Raw genomic sequence first — 24632 nt, forward strand, 5'->3', positions numbered from 1 at the left:
TCATAAAGACATTCGTAACCTCCGCCGGGTTAGACAAATTGTCATCGCATCGACAAACGGCGGAACGGGGCCATGACCACATCAGCACTGGCACGAAAGCTTTCAGCGGGGCAATGCGGTGCCGACACGCCCCGCTCGGTCCTGCGCGCCTTGCGGCTGGGGTTGGCACGCGCCTCCGGCGAAAGCATGGGGCTGGCGCTGTCGGTCATCGGGGCAAAGCAGGCCGTACGTGCGCAGGAAGATATAGCCGACCGGCTGAATGAGGGGTGGTTGATGCTGCTGTTTACCTCGGATCAGGGCGGCCTGGCCGCGGCCTGTCTGGACCCGGGTTGCGTCTCTGCCATCGTCCAGCAGCAAACGATTGCCATGGTCACCTCTGACCCACCACCCGAGCGTGCGTTTACCGACACCGACGCTGCCATGGTCGCCCCTCTGATCGAGGATATGCTGAGCCGGGCGCTGAAACTGGTTGAGTCCCCGGCAGACATGGCCAGCCTGTCCGGGTATGAGTTCACCTCACGCGCCGAGGGTCGGCGCGCACTGAACCTGGCGCTGGTGGATGAGGTCTATCGCATGTTTGATCTGACGGTCGAACTTGCCGGTGGTCCGCGTCAGGGCGAGGTCTGTATCCTGCTGCCCGAGCGCCCGCTCTCGGATCAGGAACAGGTTGCGGATATCACCCAATCGGGGGTGAATCTGGATCAGGCATCCGGGGTAATTCGGGCTGAGCTGAACACCGTGATCTGCCGCCTGTCTTTGCCGTTGACAGCGCTTTCGGAATTGTCCGTCGGGGATGTCCTGTCGCTGCAAGGCGCGCGGGTGGATCGGGTTGAAGTTCTGTCAATCGATCGTGCCCGAACCGCCATCGGACGTCTGGGTCAGTGCGGCGGAATGCGTGCGGTACGGATCAACGAACAAGGCCCTCCTACTGCGTTGCCCGCCAAGGACTGCGCCGGATTTCTGGCCAGCAAATCAAGCTTGACGCCCTCGGCCCCGGATGACGAGATGTCGTCCCCGCTTGATGACGATATTGTAGCGCATGATCTGACGACCGAGGATTCCCTCCTGGAACCCGACGACTTGTTGCCTGCCAGTTCCGAACAGCGTGTCACGGAAATCTCGCACCTCGCCGGTCTACCAGCGCCCGAAGGCAATGGCCGCGACTAAGAGGCTTATCCGCGCCCTCGCAGCTGTTCCAATGCCGGGCGTAACCCGTCGAGCGCATAGCCCGCTTTTCCGGTCGCATCGAGGATTTCATCCGTGCTTAGCCGATCGCACTGTCCCAGCGCCCAGACCACCGAACATCGTGTGCCAGAGGCGCAATAGGCCAGAACCGGCCCGCTGCAGCTTTCGGCCAGATCGCGTTGCAGCGCCACGTTTTCCGGTGTCATCGTCTGGTGTGTCAACTCCAGAACCTCATATTCCATCCCGGCCTCGCGAACGGCTTGACCGATGGCGTCTGACTGCTGATCCGGCGGAACTTCGGTATTGGGACGGTTGCAGATCACCTTGACGAAACCGGCCTCGGCAATGGCTGGCACGTCCTCCACCGAGATCTGAGGTGAGACGGCGTAGCGGGGGGTTATCGGTCGAATCTCCATGGCAATTGCTTAGGCTGCGTCGGCGATCCTGTCCAGTTGCGCACCCAGCTTTGGTGCCGCAAACATGCCTGCGATCATCGCAATCAGGAACACAATCCCGCCAACGCCCCCATATCCAAGCGAGGCCATCGCCGGGCCCGGGCACAAACCCGCCAATCCCCAACCGACGCCGAACAGGACCGACCCGACGATCAGACGGCGATCCAGTTCAACACGGGGCGGGGTGGGGAATTGTCCGCCCACAACAGGGACCCTGTTCCGTGTCAATCGCCACGCCACCAGCATCGGCAGGATCGCCCCGCCCATGACAAAGGCGAGCGTCGGGTCCCAATTGCCGAACACATCCAGCCACCCCTGCACCTTGGTGGTGTCGGTCATGCCTGAGATCAAAAGCCCGATGCCGAACAGCGATCCGGCGAGAAAAGCAAACACTGCGCGCATTAGATCACCCCCAAAGCATGGCGAAACAGCGCAACCGTCAGGCCACCTGCAAGGATGTAGAACACCGTTGCGACGATCCCGCGCAACGAGAAGCGAGAAATCCCACAAACGCCGTGACCCGACGTGCAGCCATTGGCGATCCGTGTTCCAGCCCCCACCAGCAGCCCAGCAAGGATCACGATCGCCAGATCCGGGGTCAAATGGGTCTCGGCCTGCGGCGCAATCAATGGGCGCAGCAATAAGGGCATCACGATCAAGCCCGCGACGAAAGCCAGGCGTTCAGTCATTACGCTCCGGTCGCTGCGTTCCAGCAGCCCGCCCAATATGCCGCTCGCCCCCATGATCCGCCCATTACACAGCAGATAAACGCTGGCACCTAGCCCGATCAGCAGACCACCAGCCAGACCCGAAATCCATTCGATATTCATTGTCTCATCTGCCCTCGTATCAAAGCTTATTGACTGGGATTTTCATGAAAACGTCGCCCTGCTCATCCGCTGGTGGCATCTGACCGGCCCGCATATTGACCTGCAGCGAGGGCAAAATCAGGCGCGGCATCGCAAGGGTTGCATCCCGCGCATCGCGCATCTCGACAAATTCTTCGACGCTGCGGCCCTGACCGATATGAACGTTCAGCGCCTTCTGTTCGCCAACCGTGGTCTCCCAGGCGTATTCATCGCGACCAGGCGCTTTGTAATCATGGCCTACAAAAATCCGCGTCTCGTCAGGCAGAGACAGGATTTTCTGGATCGAGGCATACAGGTCCGCCGATGACCCGCCGGGAAAATCGCATCGGGCAGTTCCGAAATCCGGCATGAACAGCGTATCGCCCACAAACGCCGCATCGCCGATCACGTAGGTCATGCAGGCTGGCGTATGGCCTGGCGTGTGCAAAACGTCCCCGCGCATCTGGCCGATGTGAAAGCTGGACCCTTCGGCAAACAGTGCATCGAACTGGCTGCCATCACGCTGAAACTCGGTGCCTTCGTTGAAGACCTTGCCGAACGTGTCCTGAACGACCACGATATTCTCGCCAATCCCGATCTGACCACCCAGCTTTTCCTGTAGGTAAGGGGCTGCTGACAGGTGGTCGGCATGGACATGGCTTTCCAGAATCCATTCCACCTTCAGTCCCTGTGCCGTCACATAGTCGACAATCTGGTCGGCCGAGCTGGTGTCGGTCCGCCCCGAGGCGTGATCGAAATCCAGTACACTGTCGATGATGGCGCAGGCCTGCCCCTGAGGTTCCTGCACAACGTATGAGACGGTGAAGGTCTGCGGGTCGAAAAAAGCTTTCACACTGGGCGTCATGGGTTCCTCCGTTCAGCTTGCATACATATAACAATAGTGGAATATGTTTAAAGCCCCTAATCACGAGTTGATGTCTGTCAAAGCAATCTCCGCAATTTGAGCGTATGCTTTAGGCGACCACGGACATATTGACGGTTTTTTGCCTGAATAGGCAAGAATTCGCGATGTTTTGTTCCGGTCTCGTGCTCGTCTTAAACTCGTTACCTATATCAGGCACATTGGCACCATATGGGAGGAAGGAAATGACTGCTCAGGATCTTTTTACCGAAGCGGAACGGCTTGAACAAAAGCTGAATGGTGCGTGTCTTGAGACCCGGCTAGAGCTTCAGCCACATGTCAGCATGGTTCTGGATAAAATGCGCGCGCAGGGGGTTCATATCCCATCGCGCTTGCGTCGGCTGGATGCTGCGCTATGCGAAGACGTGCTTGAGGCGCGGTTCGACAATATGCCGATCTGATCGATCTGGTTATCTCAGCGAAATGCCCAGGATAACCATCATCAGCCCAAGTACCGACAGGAAAAGCGACGCCAGATTCCAAGGCAGAACACCCTGAACTGCAGCGCGCAACTCGTCATCCGTCAGGTTGGCTTTGCGCGCTTTCATCACTTGCAGGATGCACCAGACCAGACCGACCAGCCCGGCCACAGACAGGGCGGCCCCGCCCCAGACGATAATGTCGAACATGGTTGTTTACGCTCACCCTTTGAATCCGTGACCGCGCTTATCGGATCGGCGCAGGTCAGACAAGCCCGCCGTGCAGAATGCACGCTTGCGGTCGGGTCAGTGCCGATGTATCCGGCACCTTATTTTCAGCCCTTGGGAGAGACGCAGATGGAAGACATCACCGAAGATCAGGCCGCAGCCAACTACCGAGTGACCGCAGGCGAGCTGCGCCAGTTCGTCGAACGGTTCGAGCGTCTTGAGGCCGAAAAGAAAGATATCGCTGACCAGCAGAAAGAGGTCATGGCCGAGGCCAAGGCCCGCGGCTACGACACCAAGGTCATGCGCAAGGTCGTCGCTCTTCGCAAGCGCGACAAGGACGACATCGCCGAGGAAGAGGCGGTACTGGAAATGTACAAGGAAGCGCTGGGCATGTAGCGCCAGCCGCTTACGGGTTCAGAAAACGTATATCTGGCATGGTCTGCAGCCGTGCCAGATCCTGCTCATAAAGCTCGGTAAAGGCGGTAACGATATCTTCGTTCCAGCCAGGCAGCTCCACCTCTTCTTCGATTTCATCCGTCAGCGCATGCTGCTGAAACACCTGCGCCAGCCTGCCCCTGAGCACGGGATCATTGGGGGCCGCTTGATGCTCTAACAAGCTCTGAATCTCCTGTTTGCCCATGTCTGAGACAAGTGAGGACAGCAGCGCGTATTCCTGTTCCAGCGGCGTGTCCTCGGGTAGCCCCACTAGCGCGCGCGCGATGTCGCCGCAGATCAGCGGCGAATCCTCATTGCTCCACAAGGTGATTTTGACATCTGGTGCTAGATCGCGAATGTCTTCGATCATCGCAAGCCAACTCAGGCAGCTCAGGTCGGTGGTCGACAGAATATGCGCGCGTTCCGGTGCCGATAGCAACATCAGCACCTTTGGAATAAAGCTGCCGGGGTTGCGCAGACCTACGAGCAGTTCCACCGTCGAGTCGCTGAACAGTTGTTCCAGATAAGCCATCCGCTGCCCGGCATTGGCGTAGAACTGCCCGTCCATGATGATCGAAGCCCGCTCTCCCAGATACAGCGCGCTCGACAGGATCGCCCGATCCACCTGTTGCCCGTTGGGGAACAGTTTATGAAATCGCGCCAGTGTATCCTGATGTGATGGCCGGTCGGCAGAGGGTTTCAGCGCAGGTCGAAAGATCTTTCTGAACGGACGAAGCCCCCAGAAGGCGGTATGATTTCCCGCAACCAGATCCGCATTCGCCTGCAGTAGATTGAGCAAGTGATCATGGTCGGTAAAGTGCGCTCCGGCTTGGATGACCATCTGCATATCGGAATTGTCCTTACCTCGGTCGGGATCGACGCCTGGGTTACAACCTGTCCCCGGTGCAGTCAAATTCGGATGAGGCCTGATATTACTGTTATCCTAAGGCAAACCAGCACAAAGTTAAGATGACCCGAAATTTCGGGCTTGCAGTCCCTGTTCCGAGATATTAATCGACACCCAGTGCCCCTATAGCTCAGCTGGTAGAGCAACTGATTTGTAATCAGTAGGTCCGCGGTTCGAGTCCGTGTGGGGGCACCATCTCTTCAGATATCTATGTATATTTGCTCGATCTGGCTCGCGACCTATGTGGTCTTGGGGGCAAATATAGGGGAACAGAAGATTCAGTAGTCGCGCTTTATTGTGCGTCAAATCTTACTGTGATGCTCCGCGCTCATCGCCCGTTTTCTACAATAAAAACGCGGCCGTCCAATGTCGGGGTTTACCAGGAACCCGGCACCCGCAACCATCGGAAACCAGCAAATATCGTATTAAGCGCTCGACCCTTAGTCTTCTTTATTAAGTTTTGATTAATCTCGAATCAAACAGACGCTGATCTCTTGTACGCTAGACGCGCCAGAGCCACTTACTCAGATAACTATTTGGTATTTGAGAGGCAATCGAGATGAACAAAGCACTGACAACCTGTGCGCTTGCGACCTCACTGCTCTTGGCTGCTTGCGGGGCTCCGACGACGCCAACTCAGGCGCAGGTACAGCAAGACGCCCGCTGCGCTGCGGGAATCCTTGGTGGCGCTGCCCTTGGGGGAGTGGTTGGAAATCGGTTCGGTGGCGGTACAGGCAAGACACTCGCGACTGCAGCAGGTGCAGGCGCTGGGATGTATGCAGGGCAATCAGCTTGCAATTGACAACCTTGCAATAAACCCTCTTACCCCAAGCTCGTTTTTGGCTCCGCAAATATTGGTTTCGCAGGTCATTTAGTTGCCCTGTCTGGCGGTTGCGCGCCTAGCTTCCTGGATGTGCCAAATTCAAGGTCAACTGGCTCAGCAGCAATCCCATTACTGCGTCGTTTCTCGCCGATGGGGTTCGCGGGTCGGAACAGAGAAAGCATAACCGTTATGGGGCAGGGTATAAGGGCCTTGCCCCTTCACGCGGTATCCTTCGATTGATTGTTATCCAATCACGGCTCGGCTGGGCGTGCTTGCTCGGGGCGCACTTCGTCATCCGCCACTTCGTCCGAAGGTTTCAAAGACAAGGGCGGGTCTTCGGGCTCTTCCGAGATTGGGGCAGGGGCGGCAGGAGTTTTGGCCAGAACCTCTTCGGGTCCCGGGACTTCGCGCGCGGTTGGGGCGGTGTCCTCTTCGACGAGTTCGGGCTGTTCAGGTTTTTCCAACGCCAGAGCCCGGCGGAAAACCAACACGTTGCGCCAGTTGGTGGTTGACCCGGTCAGCCCCGAACGTTCTTCGCTGGGCAGCAATTCGGCGCGCTGATACTCCCAGCCATCCTGTCCCATCTGGTTCAGCAGTTGCTCGATCGAGGTGGCAAACCGGCCCTCGGGCGTTTTCACGCCCTTCGCCTTGGTGCCCTTTTGCGGAGCGGGGACAACTTTGTATTCGTAGCGCTGCATCAACTGGTCCTGATTGCCGTGTCGGGGCAAATTAACATTTTGACAGGCGGGCGAAAGCCAAGATCACGCATTGGCGAAATTCAGCCCGCACTGTTGCTTTAGCCTCGCGCTGCCTTGCTGACCAGCGACAGGCACGTTTCGGTTGCGACCGCCATGTCCTGAACCGAAATCCATTCCAACGGGCCGTGTATGCATTGCATGCCTGTGAAGATATTAGGTGTCGGTGTGCCAAATTCGGTCAGGCGCGAGCCGTCGGTGCCACCCCGGATCGGCACCGAGACCGGCTCGATCCCTTGTTCACGGCAGGCCTCGCGGGCCAGATCAACTGGCGTCATGTCATTTTCCAGCCAATAGCGCATGTTGCGATACTGATGGGAGATGTCGCAGGTGATGGTCGCACGCGGCTCGGTGGCCTGTACGGCGGCGCAGACTTGTCGGACGATCTCGCGCTGGGCTTCCAGCGCATCCATCTCGAAATCGCGCAGGATCAGTTTTATCTCCATCTCGGACGAGCCGCCGTTCATATCGGTGACATGGATGAACCCCTGGCGCCCATCCGTCACCTCGGGCGTCATCGTTGCCTGAGGTAGGGTCTGCACGATCTTTGCAGCCAGATGCGCCGCGTTTACCATTTTGTCCTTGGCCAGTCCGGGGTGGATCGAAACACCGGTGATCTTGATCACCGCGCGGTCTGCTGAGAAGCTTTCGTATTCGATTTCACCCAGTTCCTGTCCGTCCAGCGTATAGGCGAAATCCGCGCCCAGATCTTTGGGCAGCTGTTCGGTAACACCGCGCCCGATCTCTTCATCCGGGGTAAAGGCGATACGAATCGGACCATGGTGCACGTCCTTGTTCTCCAGCAGGTATCGCGCCATCGTCATCAGGATCGAAACGCCCGCCTTGTCATCAGCCCCCAGTAGCGTGGTGCCTGAGGCGGTTATCAGGTCATGCCCGATCTTCTCGGCCAGATAGGGGTGTTCTTCGGGCGAAAGCACCAGATCGGGGTCATCGGGGAATGTAATCTCGCCGCCATTATACCCCTTGATCACCCGCGGCTTGACCCCGGTTGCGTTGAACTGAGGCGCGGTGTCGACATGCGCCAGAAACCCGATGGTCGGCCCTTCGGCCGTACCGGGGATGGTTGCCACCACGACGCTGTCACCAGTCATCTCAACATCCTGCGCACCGATTTCGGTAAGCTCTTGCTTCAGCAGGTTCAGCATGTCGAACTGGATTTCGGTGCTGGGGGTCGATGGCGAGGTCTCATCGCTCTGGCTGTCGATGGCGGCATAGCGCACCAGCCGGGTTTCCAGTTCCTGATCGAAACGATTTTTCATTGATGCTCACCTCTCTGACTTGGCGAGATGAGAATGCGCATTCGGGCAGGGAGTCAAGCCGATGGCTTGCCCGATTTGAGCACTCTGAAATTAAGTTTTCGTTATGTACAAGTCGAACAAACCCCTGTCCGGGGTTTGTACAACTCGGAAGATTTACGAACCCAGCTTCTTGCTGACCAATTCGTTAACGGCCTTCGGGTTGGCCTTGCCGCCGGTGGCCTTCATCACCTGACCGACGAACCATCCGGCCAGTTTCGGGTTCACCTTGGCCTTCTCAACCTGCGCCGGATTGGCGGCGATGATCTCGTCCAAAGCGGCCTCAATCGCGCCGGTATCTGTCACCTGTTTCATGCCGCGGTCTTCAACGATCTGCGCCGGGTCACCGCCTTCGGTATAGACGATTTCGAACAGATCCTTGGCGATCTTGCCCGAGATGGCATCCGACGAAATCAGATCAATGATACCCGCCAACTGAGCCGGAGACACCGGAGACTCGGTGATGTCGTGGTCTTCTTTTTTTAGGCGACCAAACAGTTCGTTGATGACCCAGTTCGCGGCCAGCTTGCCGCTGCGCCCCTTGGCGACCTCTTCGAAATAAGCAGCCGATTCCACCTCGGCGGTCAGCACCGATGCGTCATAGTCGGTCAGGCCGAACGCACTGATAAAACGAGCTTTTTTATCGTCTGGCAGCTCGGGTAGATTGGCGGCGATGTCATCCACCCACGCCTGTTCGATCTCCAGCGGCAGCAGATCAGGGTCCGGGAAGTAGCGATAATCATGCGCCTCTTCCTTCGACCGCATCGAGCGTGTCTCGCCCTTGTCCGGGTCGTACAGACGGGTTTCCTGATCGATGGTACCGCCGCCTTCGACGATGGCAATCTGACGGCGGGCTTCGACCTCGATCGCTTGCTGGATAAAGCGCATTGAGTTCATGTTCTTGATCTCGCAGCGTGTGCCCAGATGCGAAAAGTCCTGTGTTTCCTGATACTTCTCGTAAGCACCCGGCAAACAGATCGAGACGTTTACGTCTGCCCGCAGGTTGCCGTTCTGCATGTTACCGTCGCAGGTGCCCAGATAGCGCATGATCTGACGCAACTTGGCGATGTAAGCCGCGGCCTCTTCTGGTCCACGAATATCGGGGCGCGAAACGATCTCCATCAGGCAGACGCCGGTCCGGTTCAGGTCGACAAAGGACATATGCGGATCCATGTCGTGGATCGATTTGCCCGCGTCTTGCTCCATGTGGATGCGTTCGATGCGGACCATGCGCGCGGTACCGTCGCCCATCTCAACCAGCACTTCACCTTCACCCACAATAGGCTGATAAAGCTGGGAAATTTGGTAGCCCTGCGGCAGGTCGGGGTAGAAATAGTTCTTGCGGTCAAAGGCCGATTTCAGGTTGATATCCGCTTTCAGACCCAGCCCGGTGCGCACGGCCTGTTCAACGCAATACTCGTTGATCACCGGCAGCATCCCCGGCATTGCGGCGTCCACAAACGCCACGTTCGAATTCGGCTCGGCCCCGAATTGGGTCGACGCGCCCGAGAATAGTTTGGCGTTGGACGAGACCTGAGCGTGCACCTCCATCCCGATCACCAGTTCCCAATCGTGCTTGGCCCCGGCAATGGTTTTGGGTTTGGGCATTTCGTATGTCAGGTCGAGCATGGCGCGCCTCATTTCCGCAGAAGTCTAAGCCTGCGTATTAGGCCCGGCGCGCCAAAGGGGCAAGGGGCAATGGCGCTTTAGTTCCCCGAGAACTGCAGCCCTGACGGTGTAAAGGTCACACTCTGCCCACTGCGCAACTCATCCCGCAACAGATTGGCGATTGCCTTCAGCGCATCGCGGCGGCCACGGGCGGCAAAACGCTCGGCCGAGTTTACGCGAAGGCTGTTGTTGAACCCGTTTGCCGCGTGGGCCCAGATCAGCGGATGCAGTTCGGTCATGTGATCGCGGATCAGCCAGTTTGCGGCCTCGCAAATCTGTTTGCGGGCGATATCGGCGCGCGGGTTCTGGCCCATTCTGTTCTGCAATGTGACCGAGCAATAGGCCGCCAGCAGGTTGATTGTCTGCTGATCCGGACGACGTGCAACGATATCGCGCAAACCTTCAAGGAAGTACTCGACATCTACCCGCGCGCAGGCCTCGTCATCCAGCGCGATGGCGTCGAATTGCACCCAGGTATACCCACCCGCACCCCAATTTTTCTGGGTCCGTGCGGCGTTTCGCAAGGCTTGCACCTCAAGCTGTTCATAGCTGCCGAACCAGCGTGGCAGCAGGTGGCTGCCCATCGCGCGCATGTGGCGATGGTTCTGGGGATCCAGCGTGATCAGGGCCTCGTATTTATCAGCAACGCGGGTGCGCGGATCAATGTGTCCTGCCAGCAAGGCGCAATCCGCTGCAGCAATCGCCGGACTGTCGGGCAGCGCAGCGCGGCATTTCGGAAGCAGCGCAGCAGCCCGGTCGAAATGCGCGGCACAACGGGATTGGTGCAGCGCCGGCAGCGTGTCCGGGTGCGCCGTCCCGCGCCAGGCCCACGCCAAATCGATATGGGCCAAGGCAACCACAAGCGTGATCATCGGATCATCGGGATGGTTCTGAATCTCGCCTTCCAATTCCGAGATCCCGCCCAGCAGATCATAGTCTGACAGTGCTTTGCCGTCCGACAGCGCGTGCTCGGCCGCCAAAACCACATCGGACCGGGCCCCAAATGCCAACAGCTCGGAGATCGGCTGCCCGCAAGGGGTAGCCTTGCGCCCCTCATCTGCAGCGCGCATCTCCAGCGACAGTTCTGCCCACATATCCTGCCGCGCCAGATGGCGGCCACGTTCGATCACCTGATGCCCGATCGCATCATTTTCATCTGATTCTGCGATTGGGATATTCAACTGCCCCGAGGCGACAAGCCATGCAGTAGCATCGGCGACGGACGCAGGCAGAGGTGTAGGGGTGGGATCAGAAGAACCGACAATACGGGCGGCAAAAGCCTTCAAAGACCAAAACATGGCAAAACTCGAACTGGAACAAACTTGTAACCCGTCCAGTTTGCCAAAAAATCTGCTCAAATCAAGACTGCGTCGCGGAGAGCCCGTGATTCAGGTGCCAATGTGGCCCAGACTCCATGAATCGTTTCAGAAAACTCTAAAATGATGTCGTTCGACCGCGAATCCCGCCTGATTCAGGACCATTTCGAATTGCTTGTGTGGTGGCAGTGATTCATCGGGTAAACGCACGCGTTTGTCGGATTTCAGAACCGCTGAGACGCGCACCGAGAAATCCCACCGCGTGTCAAACCGGAATCGATCCACCTCGGACAGCTTGAGTTGTCCCTGACGTTGGCCGGTGTGCCAACGCAGGGTTTCATCGGTCAGCTCCATACCTGCGCTGGTGTCCTTGATGACATCCCACAGCGCGGGCAGGGTAGTCAGGGCCAGAAGCGCCATCAGCCACCAGACCGCGTTCAGCAGGATCATCAAAGCGATCAACATCGCGTAAACGCCGATCAGGATCAGAACCGTTCGCTGATTTCGGTTCTGTCGAGTGAACGTAAACGCGGTCATGCGCCCAAGATGCGCGTGACCATTTCGGTCGTGTCCCGGGACAGGTTCGGCGTGCCGGCAATGCGATTCAGTTGTGCAAGTATTAAGGCCTGACGGTCGGCGTCATAGCGTTTCCAAGTTTGGAACACGCTGCACATCCTGGCGGTGGTCTGCGGGTTTACTGGATCAAGTCGGATCAACCAGTCTGCCAGCAGCGCGTAACCTGCTCCGTTCGCTTGGTGGAAGCCTGCGTGGTTGCCTGCCAGGGATCCCATCAAGGCGCGGAAACGATTTGGGTTCTTCCAATTGAAATCAGCATGCTCGGTCAACCTGCGCGCGGTCTCAACCGATTTTTCCGGTCCGGTCATCAAGACCTGCATGGCGAACCACTTGTCCATGACCAGCCGGTCATGCTGCCATTGATCATAGAAGGCGGCCAGCTCACGTTCGCCTTTGCCCGCGCGTAGCAGACAAGACAACGCGGCCAACTGTAGGGTCATGTTGTCAGCACGTGCATATTGCTCTGCGGCCTTGGCACCTCCATCCAGTCTCGAGGTCAGCGCAAGCGCCGCGCTGCCCAAGGCGCGTTTGCCTGATTGTTCAGCGTCCGGCTGATAAGGCGCGTCCACCAGCGTTTCACTGTTCAGACGGGGGAGCAGGTCTTGAACGTGTTGCGCCGTGGCTTGACGCAAAGTCTCCACCGCTCGCCAGATCGCCATCGGGTCGGGGGTGATGCCCTTGTCAAATAGTGTTGCGGCCAGTTCCGATTGCGTCGGCAGACCCAGCATCAGTGCCCGGTAGGCCGGGTCCAGCGCCTCATTCCGTAGCACTGCCAGCAAGCCGTCAAGGTAGTCGGTATCAGGCGTTGCCTCATCGGTGATCATGCGCAGCAGGGTGTCCTCGGCTAGCGACCGCCCTGCCTGCCAGCGGTTGAACGGGTCGGTGTCATGAGCCAGAAGGAAGGCGCGTTCGGCATTGCTGATCTCATGTTCAAGGATCACAGGGGCCGAGAAATCACGCAGGATCGAGGGCACAGGTTTGGCCGCGAGACCGGTAAAGGTAAAACTCTGCTCGGCTTCGGTCAGTTCCAGCACTTCGGTCGTACGTATCTCGTCCCCGTTCGGGCCAAGCAGACCCACAGCGATAGGGATGACCTGAGGTTGCTTGTCTTCTTGCCCCGGCGTCGGCTCGGTCCGTTGGCGCAGCGTCAGGGTATAGGTGCCATCGGTCCAATCGTCGGCAACTGAGACACGGGGGTTACCGGATTGGCTGTACCAACGTTTGAACTGGGTCAGGTCGCGGCCCGTAGTGTCTTCGAATACTTTCAGCCAATCTTCGATCGTGCAGGCCTGCCCGTCGTGGCGATCGAAGTACAGGTCCAGTGCTTTGCTGTAGGCCTCATCCCCGACCAGCCGTTTCAGCATCCCGATCACCTCGGCGCCTTTTTCATAGACGGTTGAGGTGTAGAAGTTGTTGATTTCCTGAAAACTCTCGGGCCGGACCGGGTGTGAAAGTGGCCCGTTATCTTCGGGGAATTGCCGCGCGCGCAGGTCGATGGCATCATGGATACGTTTCACAGGAGCCGAGCGCATATCCGAAGTGAACTGCGCGTCGCGGAACACAGTCAGGCCCTCTTTCAGGCACAGCTGGAACCAGTCACGGCAAGTGATGCGGTTGCCGGTCCAGTTGTGGAAGTACTCATGTGCGATGATCGCCTCGATCCGTTCGAAATTCATGTCGGTCGAGGTTTCAGGGCTGGCAAGAACGGCGGAGGAGTTGAAGATGTTCAGCCCCTTGTTCTCCATTGCGCCCATGTTGAAATCGTCCACGGCCACGATGTTGAACACGTCCAGATCGTATTCGCGGCCATAGACATCCTCATCCCATTTCATTGACTTCTTAAGGGCTTCCATGCCAAAGGCGCATTTGCCTTCATCGCCGGGGCGGACCCAGAGATTTAGTTCGACGTCGCGACCGGATTTGGTGGTAAACTGGCCGGGATGGGCGATCAGCTCTCCGGCGACCAGCGCGAACAGATAGGCGGGTTTTGGCCATGGATCGACCCATTCAGCCCAGCCCTCGCCTTTGCCCGAAGGGTTGCCGTTCGATAGCAGCACGGGAAGGTCGCCATTGATGCGCACCGTAAAGGTAGACATCACATCCGGGCGGTCGGGGTAATAGGTGATCTTGCGAAACCCTTCGGCCTCGCATTGGGTGCAATACATGCCGTTCGACATATACAGCCCCTCAAGCGCGGTGTTATTGCCGGGATCGATCTCGACCACGGCCTCCCACACGAAAGGCGCGTCTGGAACCGGTGCGGTGAGGCCTTCGGTGGTCACCTCAGGCGTGATCACGTCGCCATCAATTGCAGCACGGATCAGCTTTAGCTCTTCGCCATGCAGAAAAAACGTGCGGTCGGTCGCTTCGGGGTTCGGGCGGAAGGCGATGCGGGAAGTGACGCGAGTGGCGTGTGCGGCCAGATCGAAGGTCAGATGCACACTGTCCACTAGAAACCCGAACGGAGTGTAGTCTTTCAGATAAATCGTTGTGGGGGCGGCGTCGCGCATCGGGGGCCTCATCGACTGGGAATCTGGCGCGACGTTATGGGCTTCGCGCGGACGCTGCAACCGATGTGCCATTGCCGCTGTTCATTTGAGACGGTTCGCGCTGGGTCAAATGCCCCTCATGTCGGGACAGAAGTTGCCTATCGGAAACGAACGCCCTAATTGAGGAGCGCATACAATGGCACACAATCGTAGGGGATTCGGAATATGAGCAGCAGAGAGACCCGCAACGGGCTGCAGATTGACCCGGTTCTGGTGGATTTCATCGAACAGAAGGCGCTGCCGGGCACGGAAGTTTCGGCAATTGATTTCTGGGCGGGTCTGGCGCTCTTGGCCAATGAGCTTGGGCCGAAAAACCGTGCGCTGCTGGACAAGCGGGCTGACATTCAGGGCCGGATCGATGGCTGGCACGCGGCGCGGCGGGGGTTGCCCATTGACGCGGCTGAATATCAGTCTTTTCTGCGTGAGATTGGGTATCTGGTAGAGGAAGGCGACGATTTCGAGATCGAGACAGCCAATGTCGACCCTGAAATCGCGCTAATCCCCGGACCGCAATTGGTAGTGCCGATCACCAACGCGCGCTTTGCGTTGAATGCCGCAAATGCGCGCTGGGGCAGTTTATATGATGCGCTTTATGGAACAGATGCGTTAGGCGATCTGCCGACAGGCAAGGCTTATGACGCCGGGCGCGGTGCGCGGGTCATCGCCTGGGCCAAGGCGTTCTTAGATAAAGCTGTGCCGCTGTCCGACGGGTCCTGGGCGGAGGTCTCCGGGTTAAGCGTTAAGGACGGTGCGCTGATGCCGAAGCTCGCCGACCCGTCTCAGTTCGCAGGCTACGCTGGCGCAGCTGAAGCACCGGAGTTTGTACTGCTGCGCAACAACGGGTTGCACATTCAAGTCAAGATTGATGCGCATAGCACAATTGGCGCCACCGATCCTGCAGGTATTTCTGATGTCCGTTTGGAATCCGCGCTTTCGACCATCATGGATTGCGAGGATTCTGTTGCTTGTGTCGACGCGACCGACAAGGTGTTGGCCTATGGAAACTGGCTTGGCTTGATGGCCGGCAACCTGACCGAAGAGGTTACGAAAGGCGGCACAACCTTCACGCGCAAGCTTGCTGGGGATTTGGCCTACATGGCTCCGAATGGCACGCCAGCCACTCTGAAAGGTCGGTCGCTGATGCTGGTGCGAAATGTGGGCCATCTAATGACGAACCCCGCAGTGCTGGATGCCGAAGGGCGCGAGATTGGTGAAGGTTTGATGGACGCGCTCTGCACAACGCTGATCGCCATGCATGACCTGAAGCGCGAGGGCGGGAACTCGGTCAAGGGGTCGGTCTATGTGGTCAAACCCAAGATGCACGGGCCCGAGGAGGTGGCGTTTTCGGTCGAGATTTTCGACATGGTCGAGGACATCCTGGGCCTGCCGCGCAATACGGTGAAGCTGGGCATTATGGATGAAGAGCGGCGCACATCGGCCAACCTCAAGGAATGCATCCGGGCCGCAAAATCGCGCGTGGCCTTTATCAATACCGGATTCCTGGATCGGACGGGGGATGAGATTCATACTTCTATGGAAGCAGGCCCGATGCTGCCGAAGGGCGATATCAAGGATACGCCATGGATTGCGTCTTACGAGGATCGCAATGTGGATATCGGACTGGTCTGCGGCCTGAAAGGCAGAGCGCAAATTGGCAAGGGTATGTGGGCCATGCCCGATCGGATGGCGGACATGCTGGCGACCAAGATCGGCCACCCGCAATCCGGTGCAACCTGCGCCTGGGTGCCGTCACCTACTGCGGCAACGCTTCATGCAACCCACTATCACAAGATCGATGTGTTGGCGCGCCAGGATGAATTGGCTGCTGATGGGGCTCGTGGTACGTTGAATGATCTGCTGACCATACCTCTGCTGGGCGGTCGTAATCTCAGCGCTGGTGAGATCACCCGTGAGATCGAAAACAACGCACAAGGAATCTTGGGTTATGTTGTGCGCTGGATTGATCAGGGTGTTGGCTGCTCGAAAGTTCCGGATATCAACGACATAGGACTGATGGAGGACCGCGCGACCTGTCGGATTTCTTCGCAGGCGCTGGCCAACTGGTTGCATCACGATGTGGTCAGTCAGGAACAGGTGATGGCGGCGATGCAGAAAATGGCCGCGGTAGTGGACCGTCAGAACGAAGGAGACCCGGCCTACAGGCCCATGGCACCGGGTTTTGAAGGGGTGGCGTTTCAGGCGGCTTGTGATCTGGTGTTCCGGGGGCGGGTGCAGCCCTCGGGTTATACCGAGCCTGTGCTGCACGCCCGTCGCCTGGAACTGAAGGCAAGTTTGAGTTAGGGGCAACGGCAGGTACGAGGGGGCTGTCTGCCCCCTCCTGCTCCCCCGAAGGTATTTTTGGCCAGATGAAAAGGATCGGGCATGAACATTTCATTGCGCAAAGCGCGGACCATCATTCGGAAAGCTCTGGAAAAAGGGCGCGAGATGGAGCTGAAACCGCTCTCGGTTGTTGTCCTGGACGCCGGCGGTCACGTGATCGCGTTCGAACGCGAAGACGGTGCTGCGCCGGGGCGTTTTGCAATCGCACATGGCAAGGCTTACGGATCGGTAATGCTAGGTATGGCGGGGACCGCGCAGATGCAGCGGGCCGAAGGGCAGGCCTATTTCATGGCGGCCGTGAACGGGGTTTATGGCGGTCAGGTTGTTCCGGTTCCTGGCGGTGTGCTGCTGCTTGACCGCAAGGGCGCGGTGATCGGTGCCGTGGGTGTAACCGGCGACACTTCGGATAATGACGCAGCGGCCGCGTTGGCAGGTATCGAAGCCGCTGGGTTGACGGGCGAGATCTGACCCCTTTATCGAACTTCATCAGGGATGTGCGTCGCTGAACACGCGCTTGCGCTACCATGCAGGGTCTGTGCCGTTGCGCGCGGCCAAACCTGCCGATAGGTTTTGCAGGGATTGAGCGATACAAGGGACTTGGAATGGCGCGCCCCGTCGTTGGAATAATCGGCAACTCTTATCTGATGAATGATCAGTATCCGACCCATGCGGGCGGAACGATGAATTCCGAGGCGGTCTCGAACGTGTCTGACTGTCTGCCGCTACTGATCCCCGCCGACCCGCGTTATGTAGCGGTTGATGAGTTGCTCGAGGTTTGCGACGGCTTCCTGCTGACCGGCGGCCGTCCGAACGTTCACCCCGAAGAATATGGCGAGCCCGCAACCGAGGCGCATGGTGAGTTTGACCGCGCGCGGGATGCAATCACGCTGCCTCTGATCCGGGCCTGTGCCGAGCGGGGTCAGCCGTTCTTTGGGATTTGTCGCGGGTTTCAAGAAGTAAACGTCGCCTTGGGTGGTACGCTCTACCCTGAGATTCGTGACCTCCCGGGGCGTCAGAACCACCGGATGCCACCCGACGGCACTTTGGAGGAGAAGTTTGCTCTGCGCCATGTCGTGTCGCTAACCGAAGGTGGTGTGTTCCACCGCCTGCTGGGCGCGGCCGAAGTGATGACCAATACGTTACACGGACAAGGGATCAAGACGCTGGGCGAGAATGTGGTGATCGATGGCCACGCGCCTGATGGCACGCCCGAGGCGATCTATGTCGAGGATGCCCCCGGCTTTACCCTTTCGGTCCAATGGCACCCTGAATGGGACGCGGCGAATGACCCGGTTTCGCGGCCATTGTTCAAGGAATTTGGTCGCGCCGTATACGATTGGAAAAACGCGAAAACGGTCGGGGCGATCCGGCAGTCTGCTTAGTCACGCTAATCTGCCGATGGATCGTTCTAAGGTTTGCCGGCAACATTCGAATAAAAAGATAATTGGATATCTTCCCTGAACCGCGAATTTGCGCCGAGATACCCTTGGCCATATTCAAATCCGACTGGGTTCGGAGCAGTTCATGCACAGCTTTTCAGGAAAGTACCCTCGCGGTTTAAGAGAATTCGTTCCTGCGGCACTTTTTTTGGCGGTCCTGGGAACTGCTGGGCATGCGCAACAATGCAGCTCGGCCGGAGACCTGCTTTACATCGGACGAACACCTGACTCTTCATCCTCATTGTGGTTATCGCAGACGGAAAGCGGTGCTTTTCGTCTGGAAGCTGCACAGGGCAACACGACCGTTGATACCTGGAGCCGATCTCGGCCCGGAGTTCATCTAAGCTTGTCTCCCTTCGTATCTAATGGATCAGGGGGCGTTCATCGTCTGTTCAAACGCGGAGGGGCACCAAATGGGCGCGACTGTCTGATCGATACGCAAAACCAAAAAAGAGATTGGACGCTGCCGGGTTGGGGTGGTGGCAATGGTGGCGGCGGGGGAGGAAACGGAGGCGGCTCGGGTGGATCCGGCGGTGGCTCTGGCGGTGGCTCTGGGGGCGGCGGCTCGGGTGGATCAGGTGGCGGATTCGGAGGCGGGGGCGGCTTTGGAGGCGGCGGTTCCGGGGGTGGCTTCGGCGGCGGCGGCGGCTCGGGCGGATCCGGTGGTGGCTCTGGTGGCGGTTCCGGAGGGTCGGGCGGTGGAATTGGCAACATAGGCGAGACAGGTCGACCCGTTAATCCGCTCTACGTAAGGGGGCGACCTTCGGGCGATGACCAAGCCTGCGTGGCGGATGCGACGGGTAAGCTTGACCCTGCCTTGTGCGATCCGGTTGTCGGCCCTCCGCTGACGGAGGGGCGCGAGTTTGGGCCAGAATCTGTTTGGAATGTATGGACCAATTTCACCTACACAGACATTGAAGACACCCGTGGAAACAGCGAACTGGATGTGAACGACAGCTTTTTCGAAATTGGGATCGACCGTCTTGTCCAAGAAAACCTCGTGCTTGGTTTGCAGCTTGAATACGAAAACACTCAGCTGGACGGCTTTCAGGGGCAGTTTTCTCAGGATACTTCGGGATTCGCGATCGGACCCTATTTCGCCTGGCGGATGTCTGAGAGGTGGGTTCTAAACGGTCTCGCCACGATCGGTCGCTTCTCCACGGATGTGGATGTGCTGGAGCTGAGCGGTGATTTTGATCGCACCCGTTGGCGCGCGAATCTCGAGGCAATCGGACAATATGAGGCTGGAGCTTACTTAATTCGTCCGTCGATCTCGTTTGATTACTATAATTACAGTGCCGAGGATTACGATCTCACCGGGACGTATCTGGGAAATCCAGCCGAGTTTATTGGTGAAATCCAAGAAGCAAAATACAGTGCCCTAACGCCCGAGGTCGAAGTAAGTCGTCCGTTCTTCAATGGCAGCTCTGTCATTTCACCTTATGCATCGCTCAGCGCGACCTATTGGTTTGAACGCGAGAACTTAGGGGGTGGAACAGTTGCAAACACTGACAATGATGTTGTTTGGTCAACCCGTTTGGGTGTGAGAGGACGCACAAGCAAGACGGTGTTTCTGGAGGCTTCAATCGGATATCTCGACATGTTCGAAAGTGATTTTGAAGCGACGGAAGCTGCAATCTTTCTCTCTGTCAACTTCTAAGGCCATCAGAAAGAGCGAGCGCCGACCCATAGCCGGGTCGGCGCAAATTGATCATACGAGCAAGTCGAACTGCTTGTTCAGCGGCAAGCTGCGCGCGCGTTGGCCGGTCAGGTCGAACAGCGCGTTGCCCAAAGCGGGCATCGACGGCGGTGTCCCCGGTTCACCGACACCGCCCAGATGTTTGTTGGTCTCGAGTATCCGGACTTCCGTGATCGGTGTGCTTTGCATCCTTAACGCATCATAATCCGGGAAATTATACTGTTCGACCTCACCATCGGCAAAGGTGATCTCTTCTTGAACGGCGGCAGACAATCCGTAGATCATGCCGCCGATCATCTGCGCCTCGACCGTCGCCGGATCCAAAGCCAAGCCGACATCGCAGGCGATCCAGGCCTTGTTGATGCGGATGGTGCCGTCTTCGTCCACCACTTCGATGACCTGTGCGACAGGGGTGCCAAAGCTGTAGGCCATTGCCACGCCACGACCGACACCATCGGGGGTTTTGCCGGTCCAGCCTGACATCTCTTTCACGGCCTCCAGGCACCCCGCAGCCGGGGCGAACTCGGACCTTGCCAACTCCAGCCGGAACTCCAGCGGGTCGCGCCCGGCGGCATGGGCCATTTCATCCAGGAAGGTCTCGTGGAAGAAGGCATTGTGGCTGTTGCCGACCGAGCGCCAGAAACCAACCGGTACAGCCAAATCGGCAACGTGACCACTCATTCTGTAGTTCGGCACCGCGTAGGGCTGGTTGAAAAAGCCTTCGACCAGAACCTTGTCGGGGCCGCCGCCAGAGAAACCCGTCACACGTTCGACCGCTTGGTGGGTCGGGGATTGCGAAGCAACCTTACCGTCGATCAGAACGGCCTTGCCATCCTTCACTGCCCCCCGCATGCGCGCCATCGCGCCGGGGCGGTAGAAATCGTGACGCATATCCTCTTCGCGGCTCCACGTCGTTTGCACAGGGGTGCCTGGAATGGCCATGGCGACCTTAGTGGCGATCTCGCCGAAATCCAACTCGCCCCGGCGGCCGAAACCGCCGCCCAGATAGGTGGTGTGAATCTCAACCGCTTCGGTATCTAGACCGGCGGTGTTGGCTGCGCGGATCTGGATCAGGGTCGGGGCCTGATTGCCGCACCACAGGTCCAGCTTGTTACTGGTATAGAGCGCCGTGGCGTTCATCGGTTCCATTGTGGCGTGGGCCAGATAGGGCACGGTATATTCTGCCGTAATCTCGGTGGCACCTTCAGGAAGCGTTTCGACATCGCCTTCATCGCGCATGGTCGAGTTCGGGGCGTCATCAAACGCCTTGGCAATTTGCGCGAATACCGCATCAGTATCGGGCGGATAGGGGGCATCGCCCCAATCCACGTCAATCGCCTCGACCGCCTGCATGGCAAGCCAAGTGTTGTTGGCAATCACCGCGACGCCCGTGCCCAGATCGACGATCTTTTCAACGCCGGGCATGGCTTCTGCAGCACTGGCGTCAAAGCCGTTCATTGCCCCGCCCAGCTTGGGGTTCATGCGGACCGAGGCGAATTTCAGGCCCTCGGGGCGCACGTCGATGCCAAAGGTGGCGGTGCCGGTGGATTTGCCCGGAATGTCGACGCGGGGCAGGGATTTGCCGAGCAAACGCCATTCGGACGGATCACGCAGGGAAACCTCGGGCGGTTCGATCTGGCCTGCGGCCTCGGCCAGTTCGCTATAGGGAATGCGCGTGCCATCCGGGGCAAACACAGCACCATTTTCGGTCATGAGTTGATCGCGATCGACCCCCAGTTGGTCCGCGGCAGCCTGCTTCAAGGTTTCGCGCGCAGTAGCGCCAGCCATCCGCATCCGTTCGAACCCGTCTTTCATCGAGGTTGAGCCGCCGGTAACCTGCAGGCTTAACGTTTTGCCCAGAACACCCAGTGCCTCACCCAGATTGTGCTGGAAATCCGAGATGTCATAGCCCTTGCGTGGCAGGCTTTCCCCCATAAGAGCATGGTTGTAATAGGCGGCAGCAGCAGGTCCGTGCAGCACACGGATTTCGTCCAGCTCAACATCCAGCTCCTCGGCGATCAGTGCTGCCCAGGTGGTCATAACGCCCTGACCCATTTCAGCGCGGGGCGCGAACAGGGTCACGCCCTGCTGGTCGATCAGAACAAAGGGGCTAAGCGCGGTTTCCCCGTCACGCGGTTTCAGCGGGTTCGCAGCTGGACGCGTGACGTAGTAGGCACCGAAGGCCACTCCACCTACGATGGCGGCAGATCCGATCAGGAATGTGCGGCGAACGATTTTACCGATACGTCCCATGGCTCAAGCCTCCTTCAACTTGGCAGCGGCATCGTGGATGGCCGCGCGGATGCGAGGATAGGTGCCACAGCGGCAAAGGTTGCCTTGCATCGCATCGTCGATGTCTTCGTCCGTTGGGGCCGGGTTTTCAGCCAGTAGCGATGCGGCCTGCATGATCTGGCCCGACTGGCAGTAACCACATTGGGCCACTTGGTGGTCAACCCAGGCCTTCTGGATCGTTGCCATGGCGTCAGGCGTGCCAAGCCCCTCGATCGTGGTGACATCACCCCAAACATCCGAGAGCGCTACCTGGCAGGACCGCACGGCCTCACCATCAATATGAACGGTGCAGGCGCCGCAGGCAGCCACACCACAGCCGAACTTGGTACCGGTTAGTCCGACCTCATCACGCAGAACCCATAACAAGGGCACATCATCAGGCAGATCAACCTGATGGGTCTTTCCGTTGATCTTAAGGGCCGTCGTCATGGCGCACCTCTCTTAGCTTTGGCTGGTTTCTGACATAATTAATGAAAAGTGTCAGTTTGTCAATTGACAAAATGTACAAGAAGTGTCAGAGGTTCTCGCATGACGAGTGTAAGTGAAGATTCCAAGACAGCGGCCATTCTGAAATCGGCATTTCAGGCCTTTGCGACCTATGGGTTTAAGAAAACTTCGATGGATGACATTGCCAAAGGGGCAGGGATGTCCCGGCCTGCGGTCTATCTTCATTTCAAGAATAAAGAGGCCATCGTTCGCGAACTGACGCAGTTCTATTATGGCGAGAAGGTCACCCTGGTCACCGAGGCCTTGGCCAACGAAGGTCCTTTGCCTGAGATTCTTGCGCGGGCGATCGAGGTGCAATCCAGTGGGATGGCTGAAATCTTGGCATCACCCCATGGGCTTGAAATGTTGGACGCGACCAAATCCATGTCGACAGACATCGTTCAAGAGGGTGAGGCCAAACTGACCCGTCTTTACGCGGATTGGTTGCGGCGTGAGGATGCGGCGGGTCGTGCGCATTTGCCCGTCGGCCCGGATGAGGCCGCAAAGACAATCACCACATCGCTGAAGGGTGTCAAGATGACAGCCTCCAGCGCTGAAGAGTTTGAGCAGGGTATCTCGCAATTGGCCACGCTTTTGGGCGCGGCGCTTGAGGTCAGGTGACGCGCTGACGGATCTTGTATTCCGGCTTGTCCCACAGCTTGTTGGTTATGATATCGGCTAGAATTTGGGCGGCCTGTTCTACATCCCCTTCATCGACATATAGCGGTGTGAAGCCAAACCGCATGATATCGGGCGCTCGGAAATCGCCGATCACGCCACGCGCGATCAAAGCCTGCATGGCAGCGTATCCTTCATCAAAATGAAACGATACTTGACTTCCGCGCTGGGCTGGATCGCGGGGGCTTGCGAGTGTCAATCCCGGGCAGGTAGCCTCAACCCGGGTAATGAACAATTCGGTCAATTCGATTGACTTGGCGCGCACATCGGCCATTTCAGCCATGTCCCAGATATCCATCGCTGCCGACAGCGCTGCCATCTGAATGACCGGAGGGGTTCCGACCCGCATCCTCTCGATTCCCGCGCCGGGGCGATAGTCGAGATCGAAGGCAAAGGGGGCTTCATGCCCCAACCAGCCCGAAAGCGCCGGGCGCACGCGATCCGACAGACGCGGAGCGACATAGACGAACGCTGGCGCACCGGGACCGCCATTGAGGTACTTATAAGTGCAGCCAACAGCGAAATCCGCGTTGCAACCGGACAGATCGACCGGGATTGCCCCCGCAGAATGGGCAAGGTCCCAGACGGTCACGACACCGTTCGCGTGGGCCAGTTCGGTCAAAGCCTTCATGTCATGCATACGGCCGGAACGATAATCGACCTCGGTCAGCATCAGAACGGCGACCTCTTCGGTGATATGTGCAGCGACGTTTTCGGGATCGACCACGCGCAGTTCGTAATCCGTCCCCAGTGATCGCAACAGCCCATCTGCCATGTAAAGATCCGACGGGAAGTTGCCGTTGTCCGACAGGACCAGCTTGCGGGTCGGGTTCAGTTCCAGCGCTGAGGCGACCGCCTGATAAACCTTGATCGACAGAGTGTCGCCCACCACGACGCTGCCGGGCTCTGCCCCGATCAGCCGTCCGATCCGATCCCCCAGGCCGGTCGGCATACCCATCCACCCGGCTTTGTTCCAGCCGGTGATCAGCAACTGACCCCATTCGTCCTTCATCATGCTTCCGACACGGTCACCGGCTGATTTCGGCAACGGGCCCAGAGAGTTACCGTCGAGATAAAGAACGCCCTCGGGCAGGTGAAACATGGATTTGGTTTTGGCGAAATCGGTCATGGCGAGGCTTTGTCTTTCTGAAACAGTCAGGTTGTAACTGGCTATCTGATCCCGTTGTGTCTGTCTATTGGTGCGGGTTGTCCAGCGCCCTGGGTCGATGCGACACCCTGCGCTTTTGCCAATGCGGTCAGAAAACGATAGGAGAGCGATCAGAAGCGACATCTGCC

24 protein-coding genes and 1 tRNA gene are annotated in these 24632 nt (G+C 58.2%); 10 read left to right on the plus strand and 15 right to left on the minus strand.

The features are described 5' to 3' along the window. Positions 1–72 precede the first annotated feature (72 nt). Complete coding sequence (locus ACR0MP_RS01375; RefSeq protein ID WP_480885596.1) at positions 73–1167, plus strand: FliM/FliN family flagellar motor C-terminal domain-containing protein; 1095 nt, start codon at positions 73–75, stop codon at positions 1165–1167. Positions 1168–1172: 5 nt separating this feature from the next. On the opposite strand, the gene ACR0MP_RS01380 is transcribed toward ACR0MP_RS01375, so the two are convergent. The 4 genes from ACR0MP_RS01380 to ACR0MP_RS01395 are packed head-to-tail and all read right to left on the minus strand — an operon-like array spanning position 1173 to position 3353. Continuing rightward, positions 1173–1601, minus strand: coding sequence for a protein tyrosine phosphatase family protein (locus ACR0MP_RS01380; protein ID WP_170397163.1), 429 nt, complete (start codon positions 1599–1601; stop codon positions 1173–1175). 9 nt (positions 1602–1610) lie between these two features. Next, positions 1611–2042 carry a DUF6691 family protein gene (locus ACR0MP_RS01385; protein ID WP_170404153.1) on the minus strand — a complete coding sequence of 144 codons (432 nt, stop codon included), beginning with the start codon at positions 2040–2042 and terminating at the stop codon, positions 1611–1613. Then, the gene (locus ACR0MP_RS01390; protein ID WP_170404150.1) at positions 2042–2470 is read right to left on the minus strand and encodes a YeeE/YedE family protein; all 429 of its coding nucleotides are present in this window, start codon (positions 2468–2470) and stop codon (positions 2042–2044) included. The genes ACR0MP_RS01385 and ACR0MP_RS01390 overlap by 1 nt, the downstream gene beginning before the upstream one ends. Positions 2471–2489: 19 nt before the next feature. Further along, on the minus strand, positions 2490–3353 hold the full coding sequence (locus ACR0MP_RS01395) for an MBL fold metallo-hydrolase (protein WP_170397158.1): 864 nt from the start codon (positions 3351–3353) through the stop codon (positions 2490–2492). A 242-nt stretch (positions 3354–3595) separates the two neighbouring features. On the opposite strand from ACR0MP_RS01395, the gene ACR0MP_RS01400 reads away from it, so the two are divergent. After that, a complete protein-coding gene (locus tag ACR0MP_RS01400; protein WP_170397156.1) occupies positions 3596–3811 on the plus strand; it encodes a hypothetical protein in 216 nt (71 codons plus the stop codon). 9 nt (positions 3812–3820) lie between these two features. Here ACR0MP_RS01400 and ACR0MP_RS01405 read toward each other — a convergent pair whose 3' ends face one another. Then, positions 3821–4039, minus strand: coding sequence for a hypothetical protein (locus ACR0MP_RS01405; protein WP_480885599.1), 219 nt, complete (start codon positions 4037–4039; stop codon positions 3821–3823). A gap of 147 nt (positions 4040–4186) precedes the next feature. Between ACR0MP_RS01405 and ACR0MP_RS01410 the strand changes: the two genes are divergently transcribed. Beyond that, on the plus strand, positions 4187–4453 hold the full coding sequence (locus tag ACR0MP_RS01410; RefSeq protein ID WP_170397751.1) for a DUF2312 domain-containing protein: 267 nt from the start codon (positions 4187–4189) through the stop codon (positions 4451–4453). A gap of 10 nt (positions 4454–4463) precedes the next feature. On the opposite strand, the gene ACR0MP_RS01415 is transcribed toward ACR0MP_RS01410, so the two are convergent. After that, positions 4464–5339 carry a hypothetical protein gene (locus ACR0MP_RS01415; RefSeq protein ID WP_480758594.1) on the minus strand — a complete coding sequence of 292 codons (876 nt, stop codon included), beginning with the start codon at positions 5337–5339 and terminating at the stop codon, positions 4464–4466. Between the two features lie 179 nt (positions 5340–5518). Here ACR0MP_RS01415 and ACR0MP_RS01420 point away from each other — a divergent pair. Both ACR0MP_RS01420 and ACR0MP_RS01425 read left to right on the plus strand, forming a co-directional pair. Continuing rightward, positions 5519–5594 (plus strand) — tRNA-Thr (locus tag ACR0MP_RS01420). Positions 5595–5958: 364 nt separating this feature from the next. Further along, on the plus strand, positions 5959–6201 hold the full coding sequence (locus ACR0MP_RS01425; RefSeq protein WP_170397150.1) for a glycine zipper 2TM domain-containing protein: 243 nt from the start codon (positions 5959–5961) through the stop codon (positions 6199–6201). Between the two features lie 272 nt (positions 6202–6473). Here the strand turns inward: ACR0MP_RS01425 and ACR0MP_RS01430 are convergent, their stop codons facing one another. The 6 genes from ACR0MP_RS01430 to pepN all read right to left on the minus strand — a co-directional run bounded on the left by ACR0MP_RS01430 (position 6474) and on the right by pepN (position 14363). Further along, positions 6474–6920 carry a DUF4177 domain-containing protein gene (locus tag ACR0MP_RS01430; RefSeq protein WP_480885601.1) on the minus strand — a complete coding sequence of 149 codons (447 nt, stop codon included), beginning with the start codon at positions 6918–6920 and terminating at the stop codon, positions 6474–6476. Positions 6921–7018: 98 nt separating this feature from the next. Beyond that, positions 7019–8257: a peptidase T gene (gene pepT / locus ACR0MP_RS01435; protein WP_170404137.1), complete on the minus strand. Its 1239-nt coding sequence runs from the start codon at positions 8255–8257 to the stop codon at positions 7019–7021. A 153-nt stretch (positions 8258–8410) separates the two neighbouring features. Then, entirely contained in the window at positions 8411–9922 is a 1512-nt protein-coding gene (gene gatB, locus ACR0MP_RS01440; protein ID WP_170404134.1) for an Asp-tRNA(Asn)/Glu-tRNA(Gln) amidotransferase subunit GatB, read from the minus strand. A 77-nt stretch (positions 9923–9999) separates the two neighbouring features. Beyond that, positions 10000–11259: a hypothetical protein gene (locus tag ACR0MP_RS01445; RefSeq protein ID WP_170404131.1), complete on the minus strand. Its 1260-nt coding sequence runs from the start codon at positions 11257–11259 to the stop codon at positions 10000–10002. A gap of 126 nt (positions 11260–11385) precedes the next feature. Continuing rightward, positions 11386–11814 carry a hypothetical protein gene (locus ACR0MP_RS01450; RefSeq protein ID WP_170397141.1) on the minus strand — a complete coding sequence of 143 codons (429 nt, stop codon included), beginning with the start codon at positions 11812–11814 and terminating at the stop codon, positions 11386–11388. Next, positions 11811–14363 (minus strand): aminopeptidase N, encoded by a 2553-nt coding sequence (pepN, locus tag ACR0MP_RS01455; protein ID WP_480885604.1) that lies wholly within the window; start codon positions 14361–14363, stop codon positions 11811–11813. The genes ACR0MP_RS01450 and pepN overlap by 4 nt, the downstream gene beginning before the upstream one ends. 204 nt (positions 14364–14567) lie before the next feature. On the opposite strand from pepN, the gene ACR0MP_RS01460 reads away from it, so the two are divergent. The 4 genes from ACR0MP_RS01460 to ACR0MP_RS01475 all read left to right on the plus strand — a co-directional run bounded on the left by ACR0MP_RS01460 (position 14568) and on the right by ACR0MP_RS01475 (position 19841). Continuing rightward, positions 14568–16703, plus strand: coding sequence for a malate synthase G (locus ACR0MP_RS01460; RefSeq protein ID WP_480885606.1), 2136 nt, complete (start codon positions 14568–14570; stop codon positions 16701–16703). A gap of 81 nt (positions 16704–16784) precedes the next feature. Further along, the gene (locus ACR0MP_RS01465) at positions 16785–17210 is read left to right on the plus strand and encodes a heme-binding protein (protein WP_170404120.1); all 426 of its coding nucleotides are present in this window, start codon (positions 16785–16787) and stop codon (positions 17208–17210) included. 134 nt (positions 17211–17344) lie between these two features. Then, on the plus strand, positions 17345–18124 hold the full coding sequence (locus ACR0MP_RS01470; protein ID WP_170397133.1) for a gamma-glutamyl-gamma-aminobutyrate hydrolase family protein: 780 nt from the start codon (positions 17345–17347) through the stop codon (positions 18122–18124). A gap of 403 nt (positions 18125–18527) precedes the next feature. Further along, entirely contained in the window at positions 18528–19841 is a 1314-nt protein-coding gene (locus tag ACR0MP_RS01475) for an autotransporter outer membrane beta-barrel domain-containing protein (RefSeq protein ID WP_170404117.1), read from the plus strand. A 51-nt stretch (positions 19842–19892) separates the two neighbouring features. On the opposite strand, the gene ACR0MP_RS01480 is transcribed toward ACR0MP_RS01475, so the two are convergent. Beyond that, positions 19893–22133 carry a xanthine dehydrogenase family protein molybdopterin-binding subunit gene (locus tag ACR0MP_RS01480; RefSeq protein ID WP_480885608.1) on the minus strand — a complete coding sequence of 747 codons (2241 nt, stop codon included), beginning with the start codon at positions 22131–22133 and terminating at the stop codon, positions 19893–19895. Positions 22134–22136: 3 nt separating this feature from the next. Then, a complete protein-coding gene (locus ACR0MP_RS01485) occupies positions 22137–22601 on the minus strand; it encodes a (2Fe-2S)-binding protein (protein WP_170404110.1) in 465 nt (154 codons plus the stop codon). Positions 22602–22700: 99 nt separating this feature from the next. Between ACR0MP_RS01485 and ACR0MP_RS01490 the strand changes: the two genes are divergently transcribed. Beyond that, a complete protein-coding gene (locus ACR0MP_RS01490) occupies positions 22701–23279 on the plus strand; it encodes a TetR/AcrR family transcriptional regulator (RefSeq protein ID WP_170404105.1) in 579 nt (192 codons plus the stop codon). Here ACR0MP_RS01490 and kynU read toward each other — a convergent pair. Beyond that, the gene (kynU, locus tag ACR0MP_RS01495; protein WP_170404780.1) at positions 23272–24465 is read right to left on the minus strand and encodes a kynureninase; all 1194 of its coding nucleotides are present in this window, start codon (positions 24463–24465) and stop codon (positions 23272–23274) included. The two genes, ACR0MP_RS01490 and kynU, sit on opposite strands and share 8 nt — an antisense overlap. Positions 24466–24632 lie beyond the last annotated feature (167 nt).

It is taken from the genome of Ruegeria sp. K3 (assembly GCF_056531845.1).